A 20,686-nucleotide genomic window follows, 5' to 3' on the forward strand; every position below is an offset into this window, starting at 1 on the left:
AATCTCGAAGCGCTCGAGACGCGACCCGGACCGCTCCCTGCGAGACGGTCGGCCGCGACCTGCTGCGCCCGAGAACCAAATATCGATGGGAGGACTGATGATGCACGGCATCCATGCTGCAGTTCGCGCCTGCTTGGCCGCCAGATGGAGCCGACGTCGCAGACCACGGGATGCAAAGAACAGCCCCCCTCGAGCAGCCGCATGCCTCGCGCTGGCTCTGTCCGCTCCGCTGGCGCTGACCGGACATCAAGCGGTCGCCGCGGACAACGAGATCCGCATCGGCAACACCATGCCCTACAGCGGCCCGGCTCTCGCCTATGGCGTCATCGGCAAGACGATCGCGGCCTACTTCAACAAGATCAATGCCGAAGGCGGCATCAACGGCCGGCGCGTCAACTTCATTTCCTACGACGACGGCTATGCGCCGCAGAAGACGGTCGAGATGACCCGCAAGCTCGTCGAGGAGGACAATGTCCTCCTGATGTTCGCCAGCCTGGGCACGGCTCCCAACCTGGCGGTCCGCCCTTATCTCAACGCCAACAAAGTTCCGCAATTGTTCGTGGCATCCGGCTCCTCGCAATGGGACCAGCCCCACGACTTTCCGTGGACCATGGGCTTTCAGCCGAGCTACCAGGCCGAGGCGCACGTCTATGCCCAGTACCTGCTGGAGACCCACAGCCGCGGCAAGATCGCGCTTCTCTATCAGGACGATGATTTCGGCAAGGATTACGTCAAGGGATTGAAGGACGGCCTGGGTGGCAAGCTTCCGATCGTCGCGGAAGCCACCTACAAGGTGACGGACGCCAACGTCAATCAGCAGATCGCCACGTTGAAGGCATCCGGCGCCGACATCTTCTTCGACGTGACCACGCCCAAGTTCGCCGTGATGGCGATCCGCCGCGCGGCCGAGCTCGGCTGGCGTCCGGACCACATCATCTCGACGGTCTCGGAATCGGTCTCCGCCGTGATGCAGCCGGCCGGCCTGCAGAATGCCGAAGGCATCTTATCCGCTGGCTATTACTACGAGGGCGAGGAGGCCGCGGCTGCAGGCGATCCATCCTACCGCGAATGGTCCGCCTTCATGGACCGCTATTTGCCCGACGTACCGAGAAGCAATGGTCTTGCGACCTTCGGCTACCTCGCGGCAAACGCGATGGTCGCAGTGTTGCGGAGTTGCGGCGACGACCTGTCGCGCGACAATATCATGAAGCAGGCGGCATCCCTGAAGAGCCTCAAATTGCCGATGCTGACGCCCGGCATCACCGTCAACACCAGCACCCATGATCACGCGCCGCTAGAGCAGATGCAGATGATGCAGTTCACCGGCGGCAAGTGGCAGCGCTTCGGTCCGGTCCGGAGCGGTATCGATCCCGGCAGCGTCAGCGATTCCTTCAAGACCATCTTCCGTTACGGCACGGCGAAGCGCGATCTGGCCAACCAGCTGAATGCCAATACCGTCACGCTGATGACCGGCTCGTTCGGCAGCACCTACGCCAACATGGGCGCGGACCTCGCATCCGCGCTCGACAAGGGGACGGAGCTGCGCATCCTTCCCGTGATCGGCCGCGGCTCGGTGCAATCGGTCGCCGATATCCTGCTGCTGCGCGGCGTCGACGCCGGCATCATCCGCAAGGACACCCTGGCCTTTCTCGAGCGCAAGGACTTCGCCAACAACATCCGCGAACAACTGGTCTATGTCGCCAAGCTGTTCAACGAGGAGATGCACGTGCTGGCGCCGAGATCGATCACCAGCCTGAACGAGCTCGACGGCAAGACCATCGCCGTCGACCTGCCCGACGGCGGCACCTTCGTCACCTCGATCAACGTGTTCGAGCGCCTCGGGATCAGGCCGCATCTGCTCTATATCGAGCCGCGGCTGGCGCTGGACATGCTGCGCAAGGGCGACATCGACGCGATCATCACGGTCGAGGGCAAGCCGGTGCAATGGCTGAGCCAGGTCAGCGATCCCAATCTGCATCTCGTGCCCGTCGACTACGACAAGGCTCTGCACGACGACTATCTGCCGGCGCAATTGTCCGCCGAGGACTATCCGAACCTCGTCGGCGCCTCGGCGCCGGTGAACACGATCGCGGCCGAGGCCGTGCTGGCGTCGTTCAACTGGCCGGCCGGCAGCGACCGTCACCGCCGGCTGTCTCTGCTCGTCGAGGCCTTCTTCAGCAACATGCAGGCGCTGCAACGGCCGCCATACCACCCGAAATGGCAGGAGGTGGCGCCGCTGGCTCCGATCGCGGGCTGGACAAGATTCAAGACGGCACAGGACTGGCTCGATCGCAATACACCGCCCGCCCAGATGCTGGGGGCGAATGCACAGGCCAACGATCTGCAGGCGAGCGGCGTTTCGGCCGATCCCCGGCTGTTCCGTGAATTCATGGAATGGCGAGCCAACCGCCAGAAGCGCGCCGCTCCGCGGCACCCACAGTAGCCGGGTCGCGCGGTCAAGCCGTGGCCGAGGCAGGGCTGATCCGCACCTGCACGTCGCAGGGACGCGCGAGGTAGGGCGCCGAGGTGACCAGCACGTCTGCCCCCGCCGCAGCATAGGCAGCGGCGTTCTGCGCATTCACGCCACCCGCGGCCGCAATGATCGGCCGCCGCGGCAGCGCCGCGCTGATGGCGATACGCTCCGTCAGCGCAGCGATGTCGGCAGGCGAAAATTTCTCGGCCTGGATGACGTCGAAGCCGGCCACGGCGGCGGCGACGGCCTGCTCGACCGTGGTGATCTCGATCACGAGCCGCTTCTCCGGCGCACTCCTCCGCAACCGCTCAGCGACATCGGCAAGCGGCGCATCGCCGAGAAACGCCCGGTGTTCCGGAAACACCAGCACCGTCTCCGACAGGCCGAGCCGATGCATCACCGCGCCACCCGCCTTCACCGCGGCAACGGCGAACGGCTTGGTTCCGGGGACGCTCTTGCGCGTGCAGGCGACCGCAATGCCAGGCTTGATCGCGCGCGCCGCGCCGACGATCGCAGCCGCCCCGGTGGCGACGCCGGACCAGATCTCGATGAGCGTCTGCGCCACCTTCCAGCTCCGCAACAGGCCTGCCGCCGCGCCCTCTGCACGGAGGATCGGGGCCCCCTCCTCCAGCACCGTTCCGCTGCCGGCGAACAGTTCGACATGGCAGCCCGTGAGCTCGATCAAGGCCGCCGCATCCTCGGCCAGGGCCAATACCATGCGGTCGCGCGCAGCGAAGTGCATCAGGCCCGGCTCGGCGCCGATCCCGAGCGTCTCCGTCGTCAGGTCGCCATAGGGGACATCGTCGCGGAGCAGCGCTTCCAGATCATGGTGCGTAGCGGTGGTCGGCGCGCGCGACATCTGCTCTTTCTCCACAGGCTGCATTCTCTATATAAACCCTGGTCGCCGCCCGCCCCCGATCGCCAGGCCCCGTATGATCCCGCACGATCTTCCTACTTCCGCTGAGCCCAATCAGCCCCGTCTCGCCGCCATTCTCTACGGACCGGGCGACGATGCCGATGCCTTGCTGGACGCCTTTGCCCAGGAGCTGCTGCAACGGGGCGTCCGCGTCGGCGGCATCGTTCAGCGCAATACGAGAGACGAAGTCGGCAAGAAAAGCGGAATGGACGTGATCGATCTTGCCAATGGCGACACGATCTCGATCTGTCAGGACCTCGGCACCGGATCGACCGCCTGCAAGCTCGACACTGCGGGCCTTGCCGAAGCCGGCATGGCCGTTCACCGCGCCATCGCGGCCCACGCCGACCTCATCGTGATCAACAAGTTCTCCAAGCAGGAGGCCTCGGGAAGCGGGTTGCGTGGCGAGCTGGCCGACGCAATCACGTCGGGGATTCCGGTGCTAACGGCCGTGCCGCAGAAATGCATCGACGACTGGCGGACCTTTGCGGGCGACTTCGGCACGCTGCTGCAGCCGTCACGTTCCGCGATGGAAACCTGGTGGCTCGACCTGCGCGCGCGCCACGCGTCGACCGGCTGATCGGCACAGCGATTCGGCACCACGTTCCTATTTACCGATCATCACATCCGACGACTTGATGACGGCGGAGACGCTGTCGCCGACGGCAAGCGCGAGCTCCTCCACCGCCTCGTTGGTGATCGCCGAGAAGACCGTGAGTCCCGGGGCGAGCTCCACCTTGACGTGGGCCGTGGTCGCGCCCTTCTCAACAGAGATGATTTTTCCCGGCAAGACGTTTCGTGCACTCAGCTTCACGTGCTGTTCCTCATCCATTGCAGCGTCGTTGCTGCAACGAGATGTAAACAGAAAGCTCGACCGAACTCAATGACCTATATCAGTCACGATATAGCATCGACGACCGGCGGCACGTTTGTCGCATTTGCGACAGCACGCCGCCCCGGGGGCGATCTCAGGCGGCCGGACATCAGCCGAACTTGAACAGCACCCCGTAGCCACCGCGCGGATAGCTCCACTCGATATCGCCGCTGGCCTCGCCGATGACCCGGCAGGTGCCGCATTCGATGCAGCCGTCCACCGTGATCTCGACCTGGCCCTTGTCGTTGAGCTCATAGCAGCGTGCCGGGCAGGCCTTGAGAAGCGCCTTTAACTGCGGCGTCGGCGTCGTATGCGGACGGACCTTGATATGGGCCCGGCCGGGATCGACCTGATAGCGATTGTAGAACAGCTTGTCTTCGACCCTGACTGCGACGTCCGTGCTCATGTCTGATCTCCCTCGCCTAAGCTGTTTCGTTCATTCACCAATCATCGCCACGCCCGAGCAAATCTGAAGGCGTCGCCGAACAGGCCGGTCCATGACCTTGCATTCACGAAGGAGCGCACGGTGCTGCTCTCCTTCTCCTTCTTCGGTGTCCCGTCGACGCGCACGAAGTTCTGCATCGCCTTGGAGACGAGCTGCGGATAGGTCAGGAAGAAGTTCTGCGACTGGTTGTGCAGCAGCGCCGGCATGTCCTTGTATTTCTTCAGATCCTTGATGACGAAGGAGTCCTCCAGCATCTTCTTGTAAAGTGAGAGGTTCTCCTTGGTCATCGGATCGCGGCGCGACTTGACCTGGAAGATCGCCTCAGCCGCGATGCGTCCGGAAGTCATCGCGAGATTAGAGCCCTCGCGGTGAACAGCATTGTTGAGCTGGGCGGCATCGCCGACCACGACCCAGCCATCGCCGCAGAGCTGCGGGATCGCATTATAGCCGCCCTCGGGAATCAGGTGCGCCGAGTACTCCTTGACTTCCGACCCCTCGATCAGCGGCGCCACCGACGGATGCTGCTTGAACCGCTCGAGCAGGCCGTATGGCGTCTCGCCGGTCTTCTGGAAGTCGGAGACGAGGCAGCCGATGCCGAGCGAAATGCACTCCTTGTTGGAATAGATGAAGCCCATGCCGGTCATGCCGCGGGAAATCGTGCCGACGGCCTCGATGACGGCACCTTCGTCGCCCTTCAGGTTGAAGCGCGCCTCGATCGTCTCGCGCGGCAGGAAGTGCATCTCCTTCACAGCCAGCGCGACGTTCTCCGGCTTCGGCCGCTCACGCAGGCCGGCGCGAGTCCCGAGCAGGCCGTTGACGCCTTCCGCGAGCACGACCACGTCGGCATGGATCTCGCCATCGCGCCGGTCGGTCTTGACGCCGATCACCTTGCCATAGGCATCCTGCGCCAGCTCGGTCACGGTCGTCTCGCACAGCACGGTGGCGCCGGCTTCCTTGACCTTGGACGAGAACCATTTGTCGAACTGGGCACGGATGATCGTGTAACGGTTCGGCTTCTCCTCATTGAAGTCGTCCGACTTGTAGTGCAGGCCGACATGCGACTTGTCGTCGAGCATCCAGAAGCGCTGCTCGACCAGATGCCGCTCCAGCGGTGCTTCCTCGCGGAAGTCCGGAATCAGCTTCTCCAGCATGTCGGCGTAGAGGATCGCGCCCTGCACGTTCTTCGAGCCGGAATATTCGCCGCGCTCGAGTTGCAGCACCTTCATGCCGCGCTTGGCCATGGTCAGCGCAGCAGCATTGCCGGCCATACCGGCCCCCACGACGATCGCGTCGAACCGTTCCTCGATCATTGCCCTGCTCCCTCTCTGGTGCCTAGCTCGCGATGCGGTCGCGCGAATGCGGCGACAGACGTGCGCGGAATGCCTCGGTGAGCGCCGGCAGCAGCCGGATCGCATCGGTGACGATGCCGACATGCGCGAAGTCGAAGATCGGCGCGTTCTTGTCGGTGTTGATGGCAACGATCAGGTCGGCACCCTCGACACCGACCCGATGCTGGATCGCGCCGGAGATGCCTGCGGCGATGTAGAGCTTGGGCCGGATGGTCTTGCCGGTCTGGCCGATCTGCCGATCGGAGGTCACCCAACCCTTCTGCACCAGCGGCCGCGAGCAGCCGAATTCGGCGCCGAGCACCGAAGCGAGCCCCTTGACGAGCTGGAAGTTCTCCGGCGAGCCAAGCCCGAGCCCGCCGGCCACGACGATGTCGGCATAGGCAAGATTGGACTTGGCCGAATCGCGATCCGGAATGAAGGACAGCACCTTGGTGACGATGTCCTCTTCCACGAGACCGAGCTTGTGCTCGATGATGCGGCTCGCGGGCTTCTCGACGCGGTCCGGCATCGGCATCACGCGCGGGCGGACGGTCGCCATCTGTGGCCGATAGTTCAGCGTGTAGATCGTGCAGAGCAGCGAGCCGCCGAAGGTCGGCCGCGTCGCGGCCAGGGAGCCGTCGGCATCGACGTCGAGCTCGGTGCAGTCGGCGGTCAGACCGGTGAGCAGCGTCGTCGCGACGGAGCCCGCGAGGTCGCGGCCGAGCGTGGTGGCGCCGAGCAGCAGGATCTCAGGCTTGAAGGTGTTGACGACGTCGGTCAGCGCCTTGGTGTAGGCTTCGTTGCGATAGTCGGTGAGAACGCCGTCCGCGACGATGTAGGCGAGATCGGCGCCATAGCAGAACGACTCCGCGGCAGCGTGCTGCACGGCTTCTCCGGGAGGCCCGATCACGACGGCCGCGAGATCGACCTTCAGCTTGTCGGCAAGCTTGCGTCCGGCGCCCATCAGTTCCCAGGACACCGGGTGAACCTGGCCGCGCTCCTGCTCGATGAACACCCAGACGTGCTTGTAGGCCTTGAAATGCTCCGGCAGCTCCTTCTTGGTCGCGGCGCGACCGGCTGCGGCGGGCGGTGCTTTGGTGGGTTCGCTCATGATCGTCGTCCCTTGGTCCGTCAAAAGCCGTATGGATCAGAAGCCGTGCGCTGACGTCGTCAGTTCGGCTTCGAGCTTCGGCTGCCGCTTGAACAATTCCTCGATCAGGGCGTCGGCCGGCGCGCGACTCGAGAAGTCAACCATGGTTGCCTTCTCCGCCCGGGCCGACGGCGCGAAGACCCGCTTCACGATGGTCGGCGATCCCTTCAGGCCGCACTTCGAGATGTCCTCGACGCCGGCGTCCTTGGCGCTCCAGGTGACGATCTGCGCGCGCGCTGCACGGAGCGCATCGGCCATGGCGCCGCGGCGGATCTCGTTGGTCGCCTCCAGCATCGTCACCAGGCACGGCAGCTTGGTCTTCAGCACCTGAACACCACCCTCGGAGCGACGCTCGGCTTCGATCGTGCGCGCCACCGGATCGACCTCGCGGATCTTCGCCACATAGGTGAGTTGCAGCAGGCCCAGCCGCTTGGCGATGCCCGGGCCGACCTGCGCGGTGTCGCCGTCGATCGTCTGCTTGCCGGTGAACACGATGTCGGGCGCGCCAAAGGTCTCGCTGACCTTGCGAATGGCTGTCGCCAGCGCATAGGTGGTCGCCAGCGTATCGGCGCCGGCGAAGAAGCGATCGGTCAGCAGCACGGCGCGGTCGGCCCCGTAGGTCAGCGCCCTGCGCAGCGAGTCCTCGGCGGACGGCGGTCCCATGGTCAGCACGGTCACTTCACCGCCGAACTTGTCGCGCAGTTGCAGCGCCGCCTCGAGCGCGAACAGGTCGTAGGGGTTGATGATGGTCGGCACACCCTGGCGCATGATGGTGTTGGTCACCGGATGAACGCGGATCTGCGCTGAGTCCGGAACCTGCTTGATGCAGACGACGATATGCATGCGATCACTCCGGTGTGTAGGTCTGCGATCAGGACAGCAATTGTCGTACCAGTTTCGGCCGCAATGATTATCGGCACGGATTCAACACCTTGGCGCATGAACCTGATCTCTGTTGCTGAGAACTCGCCGCCAAGGCCCGACACGTCGCAAGCAACACGCGTCGGGAATGCGACAGGAGCTTGAAAGCGCACGGCTCGCCTGAAAGCGGAAACGCCGCCAGTCGTGCTGGCGGCGCTCGTAGGAGTGATCGTCAGTTCGTCCGTTACTTGAGCGTCGTCAGTGACACGAACGGCTTTGGAGCCGGTTTCGGCGGCGCCACCGCCTCCTTGAGCACCTTGAACACCCGCTGATCGAGCGGCGTGGAGACGAGGAAGTCCTGATAGGCCTGCTCCAGGAACGACTTGCAGCGGGCTGCGACATCCTCGTTGGAAACGTCAGAGAAGTCCTCGCTGACGAGATACTGCCCCATTCGCCGGAGGATATGCAGCCGGCAGACGTTGAGCACCTTGGGATCGTAGTCGACACCGAGCAGCTTGAAGAACTCCTCGGCAGCGGAGGTCTTCTTCAGTTCGTCCAGAACGTTCGGCGATGCCGCAGTCATTGCTTTGCTCCTTGGCTCAAGATCGGATCAACCTCGCAGAAAGAGGTCGGCGCCGGAAGCGGCGGTCCCTGGCGCATCTTTTGCCTGATGTGAGCGAGCTGCGCTTCGAGGAATTCGATCCGGTCCAGCATCACGGAAAGAGCCTCACCGACCGGATCAGGCATCAAATGATGATCCAGGTCGATGCGTCCGACGGTTCGCCGATGGGTGAACTCCGGCCGCACCACCTTGGCGGGGATGCCGACCACGGTGACATCGGGCGGCGTGCTCTGAATGACGACGGAGTTGGCACCGACGCGGGTGCGCGGTCCGATCGTGATCGGTCCGAGGATCTTGGCGCCGGCGCCGACGACGACGCCGCTTTCCAGCGTCGGATGCCGCTTGCCCGGCGACCACGACGTGCCGCCCAGGGTGACGCCGTGATAGAGCGTGACGTCGTCGCCGACCTCTGCCGTCTCGCCGATCACGACGCAGGCGCCGTGGTCGATGAAGAAGCGGCGCCCGATCTCCGCGCCCGGGTGGATATCGACATTCGACAGGAAACGTCCGAGCCACGACAACAAGCGTGCCGGAAAACGCCAGCCGCGAATCCACAGCCGATGCGCCAGGCGGTGCCAGATCAGCGCGTGAATGCCGGGATAGGTCAGCAGCGTCTCGATTTCGCTGCGCGCCGCCGGATCGCGCGAGCGGACACACGCAATGTCCTCGCGGATCAGGCGGAGCAGCGAGGGCCGGCTCAGCTCGGCGACGATCGGCTTTGCAATGGGTGCGTCGACGATGTCGCTCATGATCAGGCAAAGCTCGCCAGCGGGTGATCGCAGACTTCGCGCCAGATGGCCGCAACGGCCTCTTTCGGCACTGGCCCCTTGTGAGTGACGGCATGCCTGCGCACGCGCGCCAGGATGCGCTGGGCCTGGTCGACGCTCGCCGGCAGGCGTAGATCCGACAGCAGCGAGGTGATCGCCGACAGCCCGGAATGCTTCCCGATCACGATCCGGTTGGAGCGGCCGAACAGTCCCGGATCGAGGGCCTGATAGGTGCGCTGATCCTTCAGCAGCCCGTCGACGTGAATGCCGGATTCATGGGTGAAGACGTGCTCGCCGACAATGGCCTTGTTGAGTGGAATGGCGCGCGCCGCGGCGGCCGCCACGACATTGGCGACGTGATCGAGTTCGGCCAGCACGATGCCGGTCTCGCGCCGGTAGAGCTGCCGCAGCGCGACCGCGACCTCCTCCAGCGGAGCATTTCCGGCGCGCTCGCCGAGGCCGATCACGGTGACCGACGCATGGGTCGCGCCCGCCTTGACCGCCGCCAGCGTGTTGGCGGTGGCAAGACCGAGATCATCATGGCCGTGAAACTCGATCTCCAGGTCCGTGGTCGCTCGCAAGGCGCCGACCAGCGCCGACGTCGCCTCGGGATCGAGCACGCTCAGGGTATCGGCAACGCGGAAGCGCCGGGCGCCGAGCGACTTCGCGGTCGCGATCACCTCGGCGAGAAAGCCGACATCGGCGCGCGACGAATCCTCACCGCCGACGGCAACGGCCAGTCCGCGGCTCCGCGCATGGCCGACCACGCGCTTGAGCAGCTCCAACGCGGCGCTGCGGCTGCCACCGAGCTTGGCGGCGATCTGCACATCGGATGTCGGGATGGAGACATTCACCATCGAGACGCCGGCCGCGATCGCCGCATCGACATCCGCCTCGCGCATCCGGCACCAGCCGATGATGGTCGCGGGCAGACCGGCCTCGACGATCGCCTTGATCGCAGCAATCTCGTCGGCCCCCATCGCCGGGGTGCCGGCCTCGATCTCGGGAACGCCGGCACGGGCAAGCGCACGGGCGATCGCGACCTTCTCTCCGAGGGCGAAGGCGACGCCCGGCGCCTGCTCGCCGTCGCGGAGCGTGGTATCGTTCAGGATGACCCGGGGCATCGGGCTCCCCGAGACCGTGCCCCCGTGGGCAGAGCCGGCCTCTCGGGCATTCCTGGGCCCGCGCTGTCCGGAGACGTCTGGCATTCACTCGCTCCGTCGCAACCTGTGTGCGGCCGCCAGAAGCACGACGCTCCATCACGGCCAGCAATTCACTCAGCAACGGCCATGCCACCGCCGGACCCGAATCTAATCAATTGAATTTACTTCACTTTTTGCGCGAAAACGGATTGTCGGATTCGTAACAGGGTCGGGAATCAGACGTCGAGGTGAAGTGACTCGGTCGCCCAGCGCCAAGCCGCGGCGACCTGCGCTGCCGTCAGGCGTGGCGTCTGCGGCGCAGATGGATGACGATGTCAATCCGCTCCATGCGATAGCCCGGCAGCGGCTCCGGCAGCTGCTCGAACGCGACATGCTCGGGCACATCGACGAGCTCGCCTTCGTCCTCATAGAAGAAGTGCGGATGCACGGTCGTATTAGTGTCGAAGAACGATTTCGAGCCGTCCACGCCGATCTGCCGCAGTAGCCCGAGCTCCACGAACTGATTGAGCGTGTTGTAGATGGTGGCCTGCGAGATCTTCATGCCGGTGGCGACGGCGGCGCCATAGAGCGCATCGGCGGTGATGTGGCGGTCACCGCTGCCGAACAGAATCCGGCTCAGTTGCTGACGCTGCTGGGTGGGACGCAACCCGGCCCGACGCAGCGCATCCTCGCATCGACGCATCAGGATCTCGCCAGCTTCGCAGGTCTCTGCCTGGGGACAAGGTCCGCCGTCGGAGTTGCACGGGGATCGAAGCTGGCTGTCCATCAACATCGTCACGGTCCTCGAACTCACATCGCGGCGCCCGCCGCCTCCTGCAGCGCCACATCGCGTCGCCGCTCGGCCATCCGGCTCTCGCCGCTCTCCTCGCCGAAACAGAGCGCGAAATCGTTGCACTGGGTGCAGACCGGCGTCGTGCACATGACGAAGCCGTCGTCCTCGCACAGCATGCGGTAGAAGAAGCGCTTCCAGCGCATGTTCTTGGTGTTGCGGCTTGCGAGCGGCGCGAAATGACGCGTCAGGAGCCGCGACAGCTCGGAGCGCTCGCGCAGGCCCAGGTCTTCCCAGAGATGGTTGGGCTCCATCGCGCGACGCGCCACCATGGCTGCGAGCCAGCGGCCGACCTCGCCGTCCGTGGAGCGCTGCGCGGCGAGCAGATCGCGCACCATCGCGATTTCGTCGTCGTCCGGCGCGGCCACGGCCCCGGTGATCGGCAGCCATGAGGAGTCGATCGAGGCTGCAGGAAACAGCTGCGCCAGCAGTGCGATCAGCTCGACGGTCGAAAGCCCGGCTCGCTCCGCCAGCGCGCCATGCTCCATCGCTGAAACGGCGAGGATCGATGCGATGACGTGACGGTCGAAACCGATGTCGCTGTCGATCAGCGCATCGTCGGGATCGACGCCGGTCAGCAGGCGGTAGATCTGGCGGCCGTGGTGCCGCCTGTCCTCTTCGAAGGAGCCGTTGCGCGGCGACGGTTGCAGGCCAGCGGCAACGGACTCCGAGACGCCCACGATTGCGATGGTCATAGCGTGATCCCCTGCCGCCTGCCGGCGGGACATGCGATGAGGTACCGGCCTTCCGACGGGAGGAAGGCCGGTACCAAGACTGCTTAAGCCGTTGCGGCGAGATCGGCGGCAGTCTTTCCGATTTGGCTCTCGTCGACGGCCTTCATGATGCCGTGCTCCATCAGCATGTCTTCGAGCTCGTCCATCGTGATCGGGGTCGGGATGATGCCCTTGCCGGCGTTGACGTGGATCTTCTGGGCCAGCGAGCGGTAGTGGCCGGCCTGGACCGAGTCCGGCGCATATTCCAGCACGGTCATGCGGCGCAGCTCGGCGTGCTGCACGATGTTGTCGCGCGGCACGAAGTAGATCAGCTGGGTGCCGAGCTTCTTCGCCAGCGCCTCCGCCAGCTCCAGCTCCTTGTCGGTCTGGCGCTCGTTGCAGACCAGGCCGCCCAGGCGCACGCCGCCGGAATTCGCATATTTCAGAATGCCCTTGGAGATGTTGTTGGCGGCATACATCGCCATCATCTCGCCGGACATCACGATGTAGATCTCCTGCGCCTTGTTCTCGCGGATCGGCATCGCGAAGCCGCCGCAGACCACGTCGCCGAGCACGTCGTAGGACACGTAGTCGATGTCCTCATAGGCGCCGTTCTCTTCCAGGAAGTTGATCGATGTGATGACGCCGCGGCCGGCGCAACCGACGCCCGGCTCCGGACCACCGGACTCGACGCAACGGATGTCGCGATAGCCGACCTTCATGACCTCTTCGATCTCGAGGTCCTCGACGCTGCCCGCGGCAGCGGCCAGGCTCAGAATCGTGTCCTGCGCCTTGGCGTGCAGGATCAGGCGGGTCGAATCCGCTTTCGGATCGCAGCCGACGATCAGGATCCGGTGACCCATCTCGGCCAGCGCGGCCAGGGTATTTTGCGACGTCGTCGACTTGCCGATGCCGCCTTTGCCGTAGAATGCGATTTGTCGCAGTGATGACATTCTGCTCTCCATCAACCGATTGCCTATGTCGCGCCCGCTTGCAGCAGAGCGTGACCGCGTCCTCTTTGTGTCCGAACCGGCAGACGGGTTGTTGGGAAGGAGAGCATCGCTCGTCCGAAGCGTCGGCGTGCACTCAGCCCTCAACCATTGCCTGAGCGCAGTTTTGCAACCGCTGTGCCAGCACGCGCACAGCGCCAAAACGATCATGTTTCAAAGGAGATGCCGAGCAATCCGGACGCGATTGCGGGTTGTTGCAAACCCGACATCGGAATGCTTCGCAAGATGCGACGACACGCAGCCCTGTCTGAAACGACACAACGGCTGCGCCGTTTCAGCCGTGCAGGACCCGGAACGAGATTTGCTAGATCCCCCTCCGCAGCCCTGCGGCACAGACGCTGACAACGTTGAGGAGGATGCAATGCAGATCGGAGTGGAAACGGCCAAGGCGGTGGACCAGCGGCGCGTGTTCGTGATCGATGACGACGAGATCACGCGCGCGGCCCTGCAGTTCATGTTGCACGATGAAATCGAGACACATGAATTGGCGACGCCAGAGGAGGCGTATGAGAAGGGCGTCGATTGGCTGGCACCGAACGTAGTGCTGCTCGGGGTTTCCTTCTTGAAGCAACGCGGCCCCGAGCTCGTCCGCGAAATCCTGGCGAAGTTCAAAGGCGTGCGGATTCTGATCGTGACCGCCAAGGCCGACGAGGCGATCGCGATCGAAGGTCTCAAGGCCGGCGCGCATGGCGCCGTGGTCAAGCCGCTTACGATCGAGTCGGTGCGCAAGAAGGTCGACACCATTCTCGGCCGCGCCGGCGGCGCGCAGCTGGTCCAGCTCGGCGGCGCCTGACGTGACGACCGTCGTCTTCTATGAGAAGCCGGGCTGCGGCACCAACGCCCGGCAGAAGCTGATGCTGGCACGCGCCGGCCACGATGTCGTCGCCAGGAATCTCTTGACCGAGCCCTGGACCGGCGAGCGGCTGCGGGCGTATTTCGCCGGGACGCCCGTCTGGAGCTGGTTCAATCCAGCCTCGCCGCGCGTGAAATCGGGAGCGATCGAGCCAGAGACAATCGAAGCCGTCGCAGCGATCGACCTGATGCTCGAGGATCCGCTGCTGATCCGTCGGCCATTGATCGAAGCCGGCGGCCGGTGCTGCGCCGGCTTCGATCGTGAACCCGTGATCTCGCTGCTCCGGCAGGGCGACGATCTGGACGATGTCCAGGGCTGCACGCGTCCGGAGGGGTCGACACCTTGTCCGGAGCCGCGTTGAGCGGCTCCGTTCTGCAAGCTCAGCGCTTCAACACCATGACCAGGCGATCGACGCGCTTGCCCTGCTTGAAGTGGGATTCGACGATCTCGTCGATATCCTCGGGCCCGGTCGGCCGATACCAGACGCCGTCCGGATAGACCACCATCATCGGTCCCGCGCTGCAGAAGCCGAAGCAGCCGGCCGCGGTGACGCCGATGTCCGTCAGCCGCTGCGCCTCGATGGTCTTGGTCAGCCGGTCCCACAGCGGCTGTACGCCGAGCGCGCCGCAGCTGCCGCGCGGATGTCCGGGCGGACGCTGCGTCAGGCAGACGAAGGCGTGGTATTTGTAGAGCTGCGGAATCTCGAATGAATCATCCGCCTCGACAACATCAGAATCGCTCATGACGCAGGCGCCTTGATACCCTTGTCGGCGAACAGCGTCGCGAGCTCGCCGGCCTGGAACATCTCGCGCACGATGTCGCAGCCGCCGACGAATTCGCCCTTCACATAAAGCTGCGGAATGGTCGGCCAGTTGGAGAACTCCTTGATGCCCTCGCGAATGAAGGGATCGGCGAGCACGTTGACGCTCTCGTAAGCCACGTCCAGCTTGGCCAGGATCTGCGCCACCGCGGCGGAGAAGCCGCATTGCGGCGCGGCCGGCACGCCCTTCATGAACAGCACGACATCATTGCTGTCGATCAGCTTCTGAATGCGTTCGGATGTCGACATAGACTGGATCCTTTCCCTGAATGCGACCGATCAGCCGGATCGCAACGATCACTTCGGCAATGACGTCTCGAGCGCCAGCGCATGCAGCACGCCGCCCATCTGGCCCTTGAGAGCCGAATAGACCATCTGATGCTGTTGCACCCGGCTCTTTCCAACGAAAGCCTGTGAGGTGACGCGCGCCGAATAATGGTCGCCATCGCCTGCCAGATCCTCGATCAGGACGACGGCATCCGGGAACGCCTCCTTGATCAGACGCTCGATATCCGTTGCTGCCATCGCCATCGCTGCCACTCCCGCTGGATTGATGAAGGCCTCATGCAAGCTCCGAACCAGTCATTTGCGGGCGGCAATCGCCGGCTCGTCGGCATCTGACGACTTGCCCAGGCCAAACCGCCCGCGTTGCGTCGTCTTTGCTACATCAGCCACGGGGCAGCGAAGAGGCCGCGTTCAAAATCCAACATCGGCCCGTTCTTCCACCCCGCCTTGTACCGACTCTGGCGCCGCTGCACCCGCTCGAAAACGGTCCGCGTCTTGCAGTGATTTGATCGAGGTCAATGCAGATGCTCGAACTCGTCAGCGAACCCGACACGATCAACTTCGGCGATCTGCCGCAGGAGATCGATGCGCTGCTGCAACAGGGCGTGGCGGCGTACCGCCGCGACCACGCGCAGGCGGACCGGCTGTTTCGCCAGGCGCTGGCGACCGCTCCGCAGCAGCTGCCGACCTACTTCTGTCTGTACAAGATTCACACCTATCAAGGCCATCTCGACGAGGCAGAGGCGGTCGCCGAGCTGGGCCTTGCGGAAGCGGCGCGCCAAGCCGGCTGGCCACGTGATTGGCGGCACTGGACGCCGCATGATCCGCTGCCGGATGGCGCCGGCCGCTTCGCGCTCTACACACTGAAGGCACTCGCCTTCATTCATCTGCGCAAGACTGATTCCGAGGGGGCTGCCGAAATGCTCGCGGCGCTGCGGCGACTGGATCCCGCCGGCGCCGTCGGATGGCCGGTCGTCGCCGCGCTGGCCGAGGGGCTCGGTTCTGATTGAGGCGACGCCAAGCATGAGCAGAGCGAACATGACACGAATTCCAACGACCATCCCCCGGTGCGAACCAGGATCATGAGAGGAACCAACGCATGATGACGATGCACGCCCCGCCCTCTCCTTCCCCGGCACAGAACGCCGTAGCGAGCGGCTCCCGGAATGCCGCCGAGAGCGTGATTGCCGCGTTGCGGACGGTCTACGACCCGGAAATTCCGGTGAACGTCTACGATCTCGGCCTGGTCTATCGAATCGCGCACGAGGGCGGCGGCGTCGTCGAGATCGACATGACCCTGACGGCGCCTGGCTGCCCGGTCGCAAGCGAGATCGTCCGCATGGTGGAGGACGCCGTACAGGCCGTCGACGGCGTCGCGTCGGTGAAAGTCACGCTCGTGTTCGAGCCGCCATGGGACAAGTCGCGCATGTCCGAAGAGACCGCGCTGGAGCTGGGTTTGTTGTAACGCGCGCGAGCCGCGCCAACAGGAGCAGGAGCATCACATGCCTACGGAGAGCACGATCAAGCTGACCGCCAGCGACGGCCATACCTTTCAGGCGTTTCGTGCCGATCCAGCCGATGCGCCGAAGGGGGCGATCGTCGTCCTGCCGGATGGCACCGGCGCTGCCGGCAAGCTGCGCAAGGTCGCCGATGCCTTTGCGGCCAGCGGATATGTCGTGATTGCGCCGGAGCTGTCGCCTCCTGCGGCGATCGACGCGGCAACGGAGGGCGAGCCGGCCAAGACCGTGCCGGACCCGGCAGCGCCGCTGCTCGCCGAGATCCAGTCAACGGTCGACAGCGTCAAGGAATGCGGCAAGGTGGCGGTGGTCGGCTTCGGCGCCGGGGGCGGTCTCGCCTACGACGCGGCCAACCGCGTCTCCGGTGTGGCCTGCGCGGTGAGTTACTACGCGACAGGTGTCGTCAACGCGGCCGGCGCCAAGCGCAAGATTCCGACGCTGCTCCATTTCGGCGAGGCCGACATCGTCGTGCCGTTCGCGGAGGTGACCATGTTCCGCGCCTATCATCCCGAGGTCAGCGCGTTCTCCTATCCGAATGCCGCGCATGCGTTCGACGGTGACGGCGAGACTTATGATGAATCTGCAGCCACGCTGGCACATGACCGGACCCTGGCGTGGATCTCGCAATATATCGTCGGGCAGCCGCCGATCACGCTGAAGAACGCCGGCGCCTATGCGCTGGCCAAGACCGACAAGAAAAAGAAGAAGAAAGCCGACGACGACATGGGACCGCCGGCTGATTGACAATCCGATGGAGTGAGAGCGCCGCGATGCTGCCGACCACCATCCTCATCGACGAGCGGCCACGTTGCGTCGTGCGCCCCAACGACACCAAGGATCTCAACCGCTTCATCCGCAACGGCAAGCCTTTTCTGCTCGCCGAGGTGCCGGACGGCAGGATCACGCATCGCAATGCCAGCGAGGCCGAGATGATGCAATGGCAGAACGCCCTGGCGCTACACCGCGCCTGGGGCGGCGACGACGAGAACTTCTTCGGCGTGCCATTGTATTAGCTCGGCCGTTCCGGAGCCGTAGGGTGGGCAAAGGCGCCACCGGCGGCAATTGCTAGGCTTGCCCGAAGCTCGCCGTGCCCATCATTCCATCGGCTATCATCGGCTGATGGAGTCGCGGTGGGCACGCTTCGCTTTGCCCACCCTAGGCGTCGGCGCAGTCTCCGTCATTGCGAGCGCAGCGAAGCAATCTAGCGCAACACGACGATTCTGGATTGCTTCGTCGCCTTGCTCCTCGCAATGACGCAACCGCAGGCCTATGGCCGCGCGGCGCGAGCATCGTGCGGGTTGCCGGCCTGGTTGCGCATCCAGTCGGCGAGCTTCGTCATGGCGGCGTCGACGTCGTGCCGCGCCTGGACGTCGGTCACCGTCTCCTCGAGCGCGCCGCGCATGCACAGCAGCCAGGCGTCGCGCTCGGCATTGCCGATGGCAAAGCCCATGTGACGCTGGCGCAGCCGCGGATGGCCTTTCTCGGGCGAGTACAGCTTGGGGCCGCCAAGCCATTCGGAGAGATAGCGCTTCAGGATGTGCTTGATAGGCCCGAGATTGCTGCCGTGCATGGCGCGGATGCCCTTGGCATCGGGCAAAGTATCCATTCGATGGTAGAAGGATTCGACGAGACGGTCGACCACGACGGCACCGCCGATCCGCTCATAGGGGGTCGCGACCGGCCCTGCGCCCGGAGTTCCAGTCTCTGAAGTCCCAGCGTCCGCCATCCGGCCGTTCCTGTCTCTACTCGTCCAAGCTCGGCTGCAGGATGACCTCAGCCGGGGCGCCGGGTCCCTGCTCGTCCACAAGCTCCAGCGTATCGACACGCGACAATCCGCCGCCGTTGTCCATCAACACGATAGCGTCCTTCGGCATGCTGGCAAGAGCCTCGATCAGCTTGGCGACGGTCACGATCCCTCCTCCTCACGCAGCGGCCTGTCCAGCGACAGGGACGCCGTTCTCGTCGAAATTGAGCGTCACCGGATCCTCGTCGAGCATCACGATCTCGGCCCGGCTCAGCGCCCCATTGGCATGGTAGCTGTAGCGATGCGTGAGCTCGATCTCACCATAGACGATCTTTTCGAATCCGGTGAGCGCACCCGCGGCATCGAAATAGCCGCGGATGAAGGTGTTGCGGTTCGACAGCTGCTCCGGCGCGATCGCCGTGACCAGCCGCAGCGGCAGCTTGATGCCCGTATACGAGACGAAGAACCGGCAATCCCGCCCTGTATCCGTCATTACGCAGCCGCTTCAAGCATGAGTCCGCAGTGCAGCCGTCACGACACGGCTGCGGTCTTCAAGGCCTCGATCTGGTCGCGCGCCACCTTAAACACGCCGCGGCCGCCGGCGAAGGTCTGATAGGCCTTCATTCCGATCGCCTCACTCAACTTGTCGAACCATTGCTGCGGCGTCAGGCCGACCGGCCGCTCGCTGATTTCAGCCACCGTGCCGTCATTGGCAAAGCGGACATGGAGCGTCACATTGTCCATCTGATCCTCCTGTTACAGACCCGAGCCAAAGCCGAGCAACTCGATCTTGACGTTCTCGGTGCCCAGGATGGTCGCCTGGCACGCGAGCCGGGATTTCGAGCCGACGCCGACGATGGTGTCGAGCTTCTCGTTCTCCAGCTTGGAGACCTTCGACACGCCCTTGCGTCCCTCCTGCAGAAAGATGTGACAGGAGCCGCACTTCGCCTGGCCCTCGCATTTGTGCTGGATGTCGACCTCGGCGCCGAGCAGCGCCGCGAGAATGGTGGTGCCCTCGCCCACCTCGATCGTCTTGCCTGATGGCATTACCGTCAATGTCGCCACTTGGATTCTCCTCTTCCAGTTTGAGATCAGAACTCGTCAGTAGATCGCCGCGCCCGCTCCGACATTGACCGATGCGTCCTTCATGGTCGCCACGATGAAGGCGATCTGGTCCGTGGTCAGGTGGACGTGGAACGGCAGGGCTACGACGCGATCGGCGACCTTCTCGGTCACGAGATAGTCGCCCCGCCGATAGCCCATGTTGAAATAGTGTCGTTGCAGATGCAGCGGATTGGAATAAGCGATCGCCTCGACCTGTTCGACCCTGAGATCCTCGACGATCGAATCGCGGCTCGACTTCGAGAACCGCGTGCCCAGATGCACCTGATACAGGAACCAGTTCACCTCGGTGACATCAGGCCCGACATAGGGATCCTTGATTCCCTCGAACGATTGCACTTGGCTATAATAGATCTGCTCGATCAGCTTGCGGCGTTCGAGGATCTCGTCGACTCGCCTCAGCTGTGCGAGGCCCAGCGCCGCCGTCACGTCGCTCATGACAGCCTGGTGGGACGGGCTGCTGCTGACCACGACCGAACCGCGCTCGTCCAGCCGGTGCAAGCGGTGGCGACGTACGGCGACCGCAATGTCGACGTCATCCGTGACGACCATGCCGCCCTCACCGCAGGTCAATGCAAAAGGCTGCGAGAAATCGAACACCGACGCGACGCCGAAGGTGCCGACCAGCGCGCCCTGATATTTCGAGCCGATCGCCTCGGTCGAATCCTCGATCAGGGGCAGATTGTGCGCCTTGGCGATCGCCTGCAGCTCCGACCATTTGGCCGGATGCCCGTTGGTGTTGCCGGCCAGGATTGCCTTGGTCTTCTCAGTGAGGCGCGCCTCGATCTTGCTTGGCGCCAGCGTGCCCGAATAGTAGTCGATATCGACGAAGACCGGCTTAGCGCCGACGATACTGATCGCGTGCGCGACCTCGCGGAACGAATAGGACGACGCGATCACCTCGTCGCCGGGGCCGATCCCCATAGCCTTGAGGACGAGCACCAGGCCCAGCGTCCCGCTCGGCACCGCGATGGCATATTTGCGGCCGAGATAGGCCGCGAATGCCGCTTCGAATTCCTCGACGAGCGGACCGCAGGACAGCCGCGGCGACCGCAAAGTCGCCTCCACGGCGGCGATCTCCGCCGTCGTGATGTCAGGATCGGACAACGGGATGAAGTCGAAACCGACCGGCGTCAACTCAGCCTCGTCCTGCTCCTGTCGATCGGCGTCATGCACCAGATAGGGCTTGGTCAT

Annotated in this window: 29 protein-coding genes; 8 read left to right on the forward strand and 21 right to left on the reverse strand. The window is 64.4% G+C overall.

Annotated elements, in window-relative coordinates:
• The first annotated feature begins 97 nt into the window (after positions 1 to 97).
• Positions 98 to 2,443, forward strand: coding sequence for an ABC transporter substrate-binding protein (locus QX132_RS29640; RefSeq protein WP_315796497.1), 2,346 nt, complete (start codon positions 98 to 100; stop codon positions 2,441 to 2,443).
• 13 nt (positions 2,444 to 2,456) lie between these two features.
• Here QX132_RS29640 and modD read toward each other — a convergent pair whose 3' ends face one another.
• Positions 2,457 to 3,332 (reverse strand): ModD protein, encoded by an 876-nt coding sequence (gene modD / locus QX132_RS29645; RefSeq protein ID WP_316163556.1) that lies wholly within the window; start codon positions 3,330 to 3,332, stop codon positions 2,457 to 2,459.
• A 73-nt stretch (positions 3,333 to 3,405) separates the two neighbouring features.
• Between modD and QX132_RS29650 the strand changes: the two genes are divergently transcribed.
• A complete protein-coding gene (locus tag QX132_RS29650; protein WP_315741027.1) occupies positions 3,406 to 3,969 on the forward strand; it encodes a DUF2478 domain-containing protein in 564 nt (187 codons plus the stop codon).
• A 27-nt stretch (positions 3,970 to 3,996) separates the two neighbouring features.
• On the opposite strand, the gene QX132_RS29655 is transcribed toward QX132_RS29650, so the two are convergent.
• The 11 genes from QX132_RS29655 to nifH all read right to left on the reverse strand — a co-directional run bounded on the left by QX132_RS29655 (position 3,997) and on the right by nifH (position 13,094).
• On the reverse strand, positions 3,997 to 4,203 hold the full coding sequence (locus tag QX132_RS29655) for a molybdopterin-binding protein (RefSeq protein WP_315741026.1): 207 nt from the start codon (positions 4,201 to 4,203) through the stop codon (positions 3,997 to 3,999).
• 169 nt (positions 4,204 to 4,372) lie between these two features.
• The gene (locus QX132_RS29660) at positions 4,373 to 4,669 is read right to left on the reverse strand and encodes a ferredoxin family protein (RefSeq protein ID WP_172112536.1); all 297 of its coding nucleotides are present in this window, start codon (positions 4,667 to 4,669) and stop codon (positions 4,373 to 4,375) included.
• A gap of 41 nt (positions 4,670 to 4,710) precedes the next feature.
• A complete protein-coding gene (locus tag QX132_RS29665) occupies positions 4,711 to 6,018 on the reverse strand; it encodes an FAD-dependent monooxygenase (RefSeq protein WP_315740993.1) in 1,308 nt (435 codons plus the stop codon).
• A gap of 22 nt (positions 6,019 to 6,040) precedes the next feature.
• Positions 6,041 to 7,147 carry an electron transfer flavoprotein subunit alpha/FixB family protein gene (locus QX132_RS29670; protein ID WP_315740992.1) on the reverse strand — a complete coding sequence of 369 codons (1,107 nt, stop codon included), beginning with the start codon at positions 7,145 to 7,147 and terminating at the stop codon, positions 6,041 to 6,043.
• A gap of 36 nt (positions 7,148 to 7,183) precedes the next feature.
• Positions 7,184 to 8,029, reverse strand: a complete 846-nt coding sequence (locus QX132_RS29675; RefSeq protein WP_315713075.1) for an electron transfer flavoprotein subunit beta/FixA family protein — start codon at positions 8,027 to 8,029, stop codon at positions 7,184 to 7,186.
• Between the two features lie 262 nt (positions 8,030 to 8,291).
• Positions 8,292 to 8,630: a nitrogenase stabilizing/protective protein NifW gene (gene nifW / locus QX132_RS29680; protein WP_315740990.1), complete on the reverse strand. Its 339-nt coding sequence runs from the start codon at positions 8,628 to 8,630 to the stop codon at positions 8,292 to 8,294.
• The gene (gene cysE, locus QX132_RS29685) at positions 8,627 to 9,418 is read right to left on the reverse strand and encodes a serine O-acetyltransferase (RefSeq protein WP_316163557.1); all 792 of its coding nucleotides are present in this window, start codon (positions 9,416 to 9,418) and stop codon (positions 8,627 to 8,629) included. The genes nifW and cysE overlap by 4 nt, the downstream gene beginning before the upstream one ends.
• A 2-nt stretch (positions 9,419 to 9,420) precedes the next feature.
• Entirely contained in the window at positions 9,421 to 10,560 is a 1,140-nt protein-coding gene (gene nifV / locus QX132_RS29690) for a homocitrate synthase (RefSeq protein WP_316163558.1), read from the reverse strand.
• Positions 10,561 to 10,876: 316 nt separating this feature from the next.
• Positions 10,877 to 11,371, reverse strand: coding sequence for a Fur family transcriptional regulator Irr (irr, locus tag QX132_RS29695; protein WP_315756201.1), 495 nt, complete (start codon positions 11,369 to 11,371; stop codon positions 10,877 to 10,879).
• A 17-nt stretch (positions 11,372 to 11,388) separates the two neighbouring features.
• Positions 11,389 to 12,123: a nitrogen fixation protein NifQ gene (locus tag QX132_RS29700; RefSeq protein WP_316163559.1), complete on the reverse strand. Its 735-nt coding sequence runs from the start codon at positions 12,121 to 12,123 to the stop codon at positions 11,389 to 11,391.
• An 83-nt stretch (positions 12,124 to 12,206) separates the two neighbouring features.
• Entirely contained in the window at positions 12,207 to 13,094 is an 888-nt protein-coding gene (gene nifH / locus QX132_RS29705; RefSeq protein WP_315756203.1) for a nitrogenase iron protein, read from the reverse strand.
• Positions 13,095 to 13,512: 418 nt separating this feature from the next.
• Here nifH and QX132_RS29710 point away from each other — a divergent pair, with 418 nt between their 5' ends.
• Positions 13,513 to 13,944: a response regulator transcription factor gene (locus QX132_RS29710; RefSeq protein WP_315741025.1), complete on the forward strand. Its 432-nt coding sequence runs from the start codon at positions 13,513 to 13,515 to the stop codon at positions 13,942 to 13,944.
• Between the two features lies 1 nt (position 13,945).
• On the forward strand, positions 13,946 to 14,365 hold the full coding sequence (locus tag QX132_RS29715) for an ArsC/Spx/MgsR family protein (protein WP_315740984.1): 420 nt from the start codon (positions 13,946 to 13,948) through the stop codon (positions 14,363 to 14,365).
• 19 nt (positions 14,366 to 14,384) lie between these two features.
• Here the strand turns inward: QX132_RS29715 and QX132_RS29720 are convergent, their stop codons facing one another.
• The 3 genes from QX132_RS29720 to QX132_RS29730 are packed head-to-tail and all read right to left on the reverse strand — an operon-like array spanning position 14,385 to position 15,355.
• A complete protein-coding gene (locus QX132_RS29720) occupies positions 14,385 to 14,747 on the reverse strand; it encodes a (2Fe-2S) ferredoxin domain-containing protein (RefSeq protein ID WP_316163560.1) in 363 nt (120 codons plus the stop codon).
• Entirely contained in the window at positions 14,744 to 15,073 is a 330-nt protein-coding gene (gene grxD / locus QX132_RS29725) for a Grx4 family monothiol glutaredoxin (RefSeq protein ID WP_316163561.1), read from the reverse strand. Before grxD ends, QX132_RS29720 begins: the two co-directional genes overlap by 4 nt.
• A 48-nt stretch (positions 15,074 to 15,121) precedes the next feature.
• Positions 15,122 to 15,355, reverse strand: a complete 234-nt coding sequence (locus tag QX132_RS29730) for a BolA family transcriptional regulator (protein ID WP_315740981.1) — start codon at positions 15,353 to 15,355, stop codon at positions 15,122 to 15,124.
• A gap of 272 nt (positions 15,356 to 15,627) precedes the next feature.
• Between QX132_RS29730 and QX132_RS29735 the strand changes: the two genes are divergently transcribed.
• From QX132_RS29735 to QX132_RS29750, 4 genes are all read left to right on the forward strand, one after another.
• Positions 15,628 to 16,119, forward strand: a complete 492-nt coding sequence (locus QX132_RS29735; RefSeq protein ID WP_315740980.1) for a hypothetical protein — start codon at positions 15,628 to 15,630, stop codon at positions 16,117 to 16,119.
• Positions 16,120 to 16,211: 92 nt separating this feature from the next.
• Positions 16,212 to 16,574, forward strand: coding sequence for an iron-sulfur cluster assembly protein (locus tag QX132_RS29740; RefSeq protein ID WP_315741024.1), 363 nt, complete (start codon positions 16,212 to 16,214; stop codon positions 16,572 to 16,574).
• A gap of 37 nt (positions 16,575 to 16,611) precedes the next feature.
• Positions 16,612 to 17,370 carry a dienelactone hydrolase family protein gene (locus QX132_RS29745; protein WP_316163562.1) on the forward strand — a complete coding sequence of 253 codons (759 nt, stop codon included), beginning with the start codon at positions 16,612 to 16,614 and terminating at the stop codon, positions 17,368 to 17,370.
• 26 nt (positions 17,371 to 17,396) lie between these two features.
• Positions 17,397 to 17,639 carry a hypothetical protein gene (locus QX132_RS29750; protein WP_315740978.1) on the forward strand — a complete coding sequence of 81 codons (243 nt, stop codon included), beginning with the start codon at positions 17,397 to 17,399 and terminating at the stop codon, positions 17,637 to 17,639.
• 254 nt (positions 17,640 to 17,893) lie between these two features.
• On the opposite strand, the gene QX132_RS29755 is transcribed toward QX132_RS29750, so the two are convergent.
• Genes QX132_RS29755 through QX132_RS29780 form a run of 6 tightly spaced genes read right to left on the reverse strand, consistent with a single transcriptional unit; the run spans position 17,894 to position 20,686 of the window.
• The gene (locus QX132_RS29755; RefSeq protein ID WP_315796484.1) at positions 17,894 to 18,352 is read right to left on the reverse strand and encodes a group II truncated hemoglobin; all 459 of its coding nucleotides are present in this window, start codon (positions 18,350 to 18,352) and stop codon (positions 17,894 to 17,896) included.
• Positions 18,353 to 18,368: 16 nt separating this feature from the next.
• The gene (locus QX132_RS29760; protein WP_315796482.1) at positions 18,369 to 18,536 is read right to left on the reverse strand and encodes a hypothetical protein; all 168 of its coding nucleotides are present in this window, start codon (positions 18,534 to 18,536) and stop codon (positions 18,369 to 18,371) included.
• 12 nt (positions 18,537 to 18,548) lie between these two features.
• Positions 18,549 to 18,863, reverse strand: coding sequence for a DUF6156 family protein (locus tag QX132_RS29765; RefSeq protein WP_315796480.1), 315 nt, complete (start codon positions 18,861 to 18,863; stop codon positions 18,549 to 18,551).
• Between the two features lie 38 nt (positions 18,864 to 18,901).
• Positions 18,902 to 19,114: a hypothetical protein gene (locus QX132_RS29770; protein WP_284423618.1), complete on the reverse strand. Its 213-nt coding sequence runs from the start codon at positions 19,112 to 19,114 to the stop codon at positions 18,902 to 18,904.
• Between the two features lie 12 nt (positions 19,115 to 19,126).
• Complete coding sequence (locus QX132_RS29775; protein ID WP_315740974.1) at positions 19,127 to 19,435, reverse strand: 2Fe-2S iron-sulfur cluster-binding protein; 309 nt, start codon at positions 19,433 to 19,435, stop codon at positions 19,127 to 19,129.
• Between the two features lie 36 nt (positions 19,436 to 19,471).
• On the reverse strand, positions 19,472 to 20,686 hold the full coding sequence (locus tag QX132_RS29780; RefSeq protein ID WP_315740973.1) for a DegT/DnrJ/EryC1/StrS family aminotransferase: 1,215 nt from the start codon (positions 20,684 to 20,686) through the stop codon (positions 19,472 to 19,474).

It is taken from the genome of Bradyrhizobium sp. SZCCHNRI20481 (genome assembly GCF_032485055.1).
Lineage (GTDB): Bacteria > Pseudomonadota > Alphaproteobacteria > Rhizobiales > Xanthobacteraceae > Bradyrhizobium.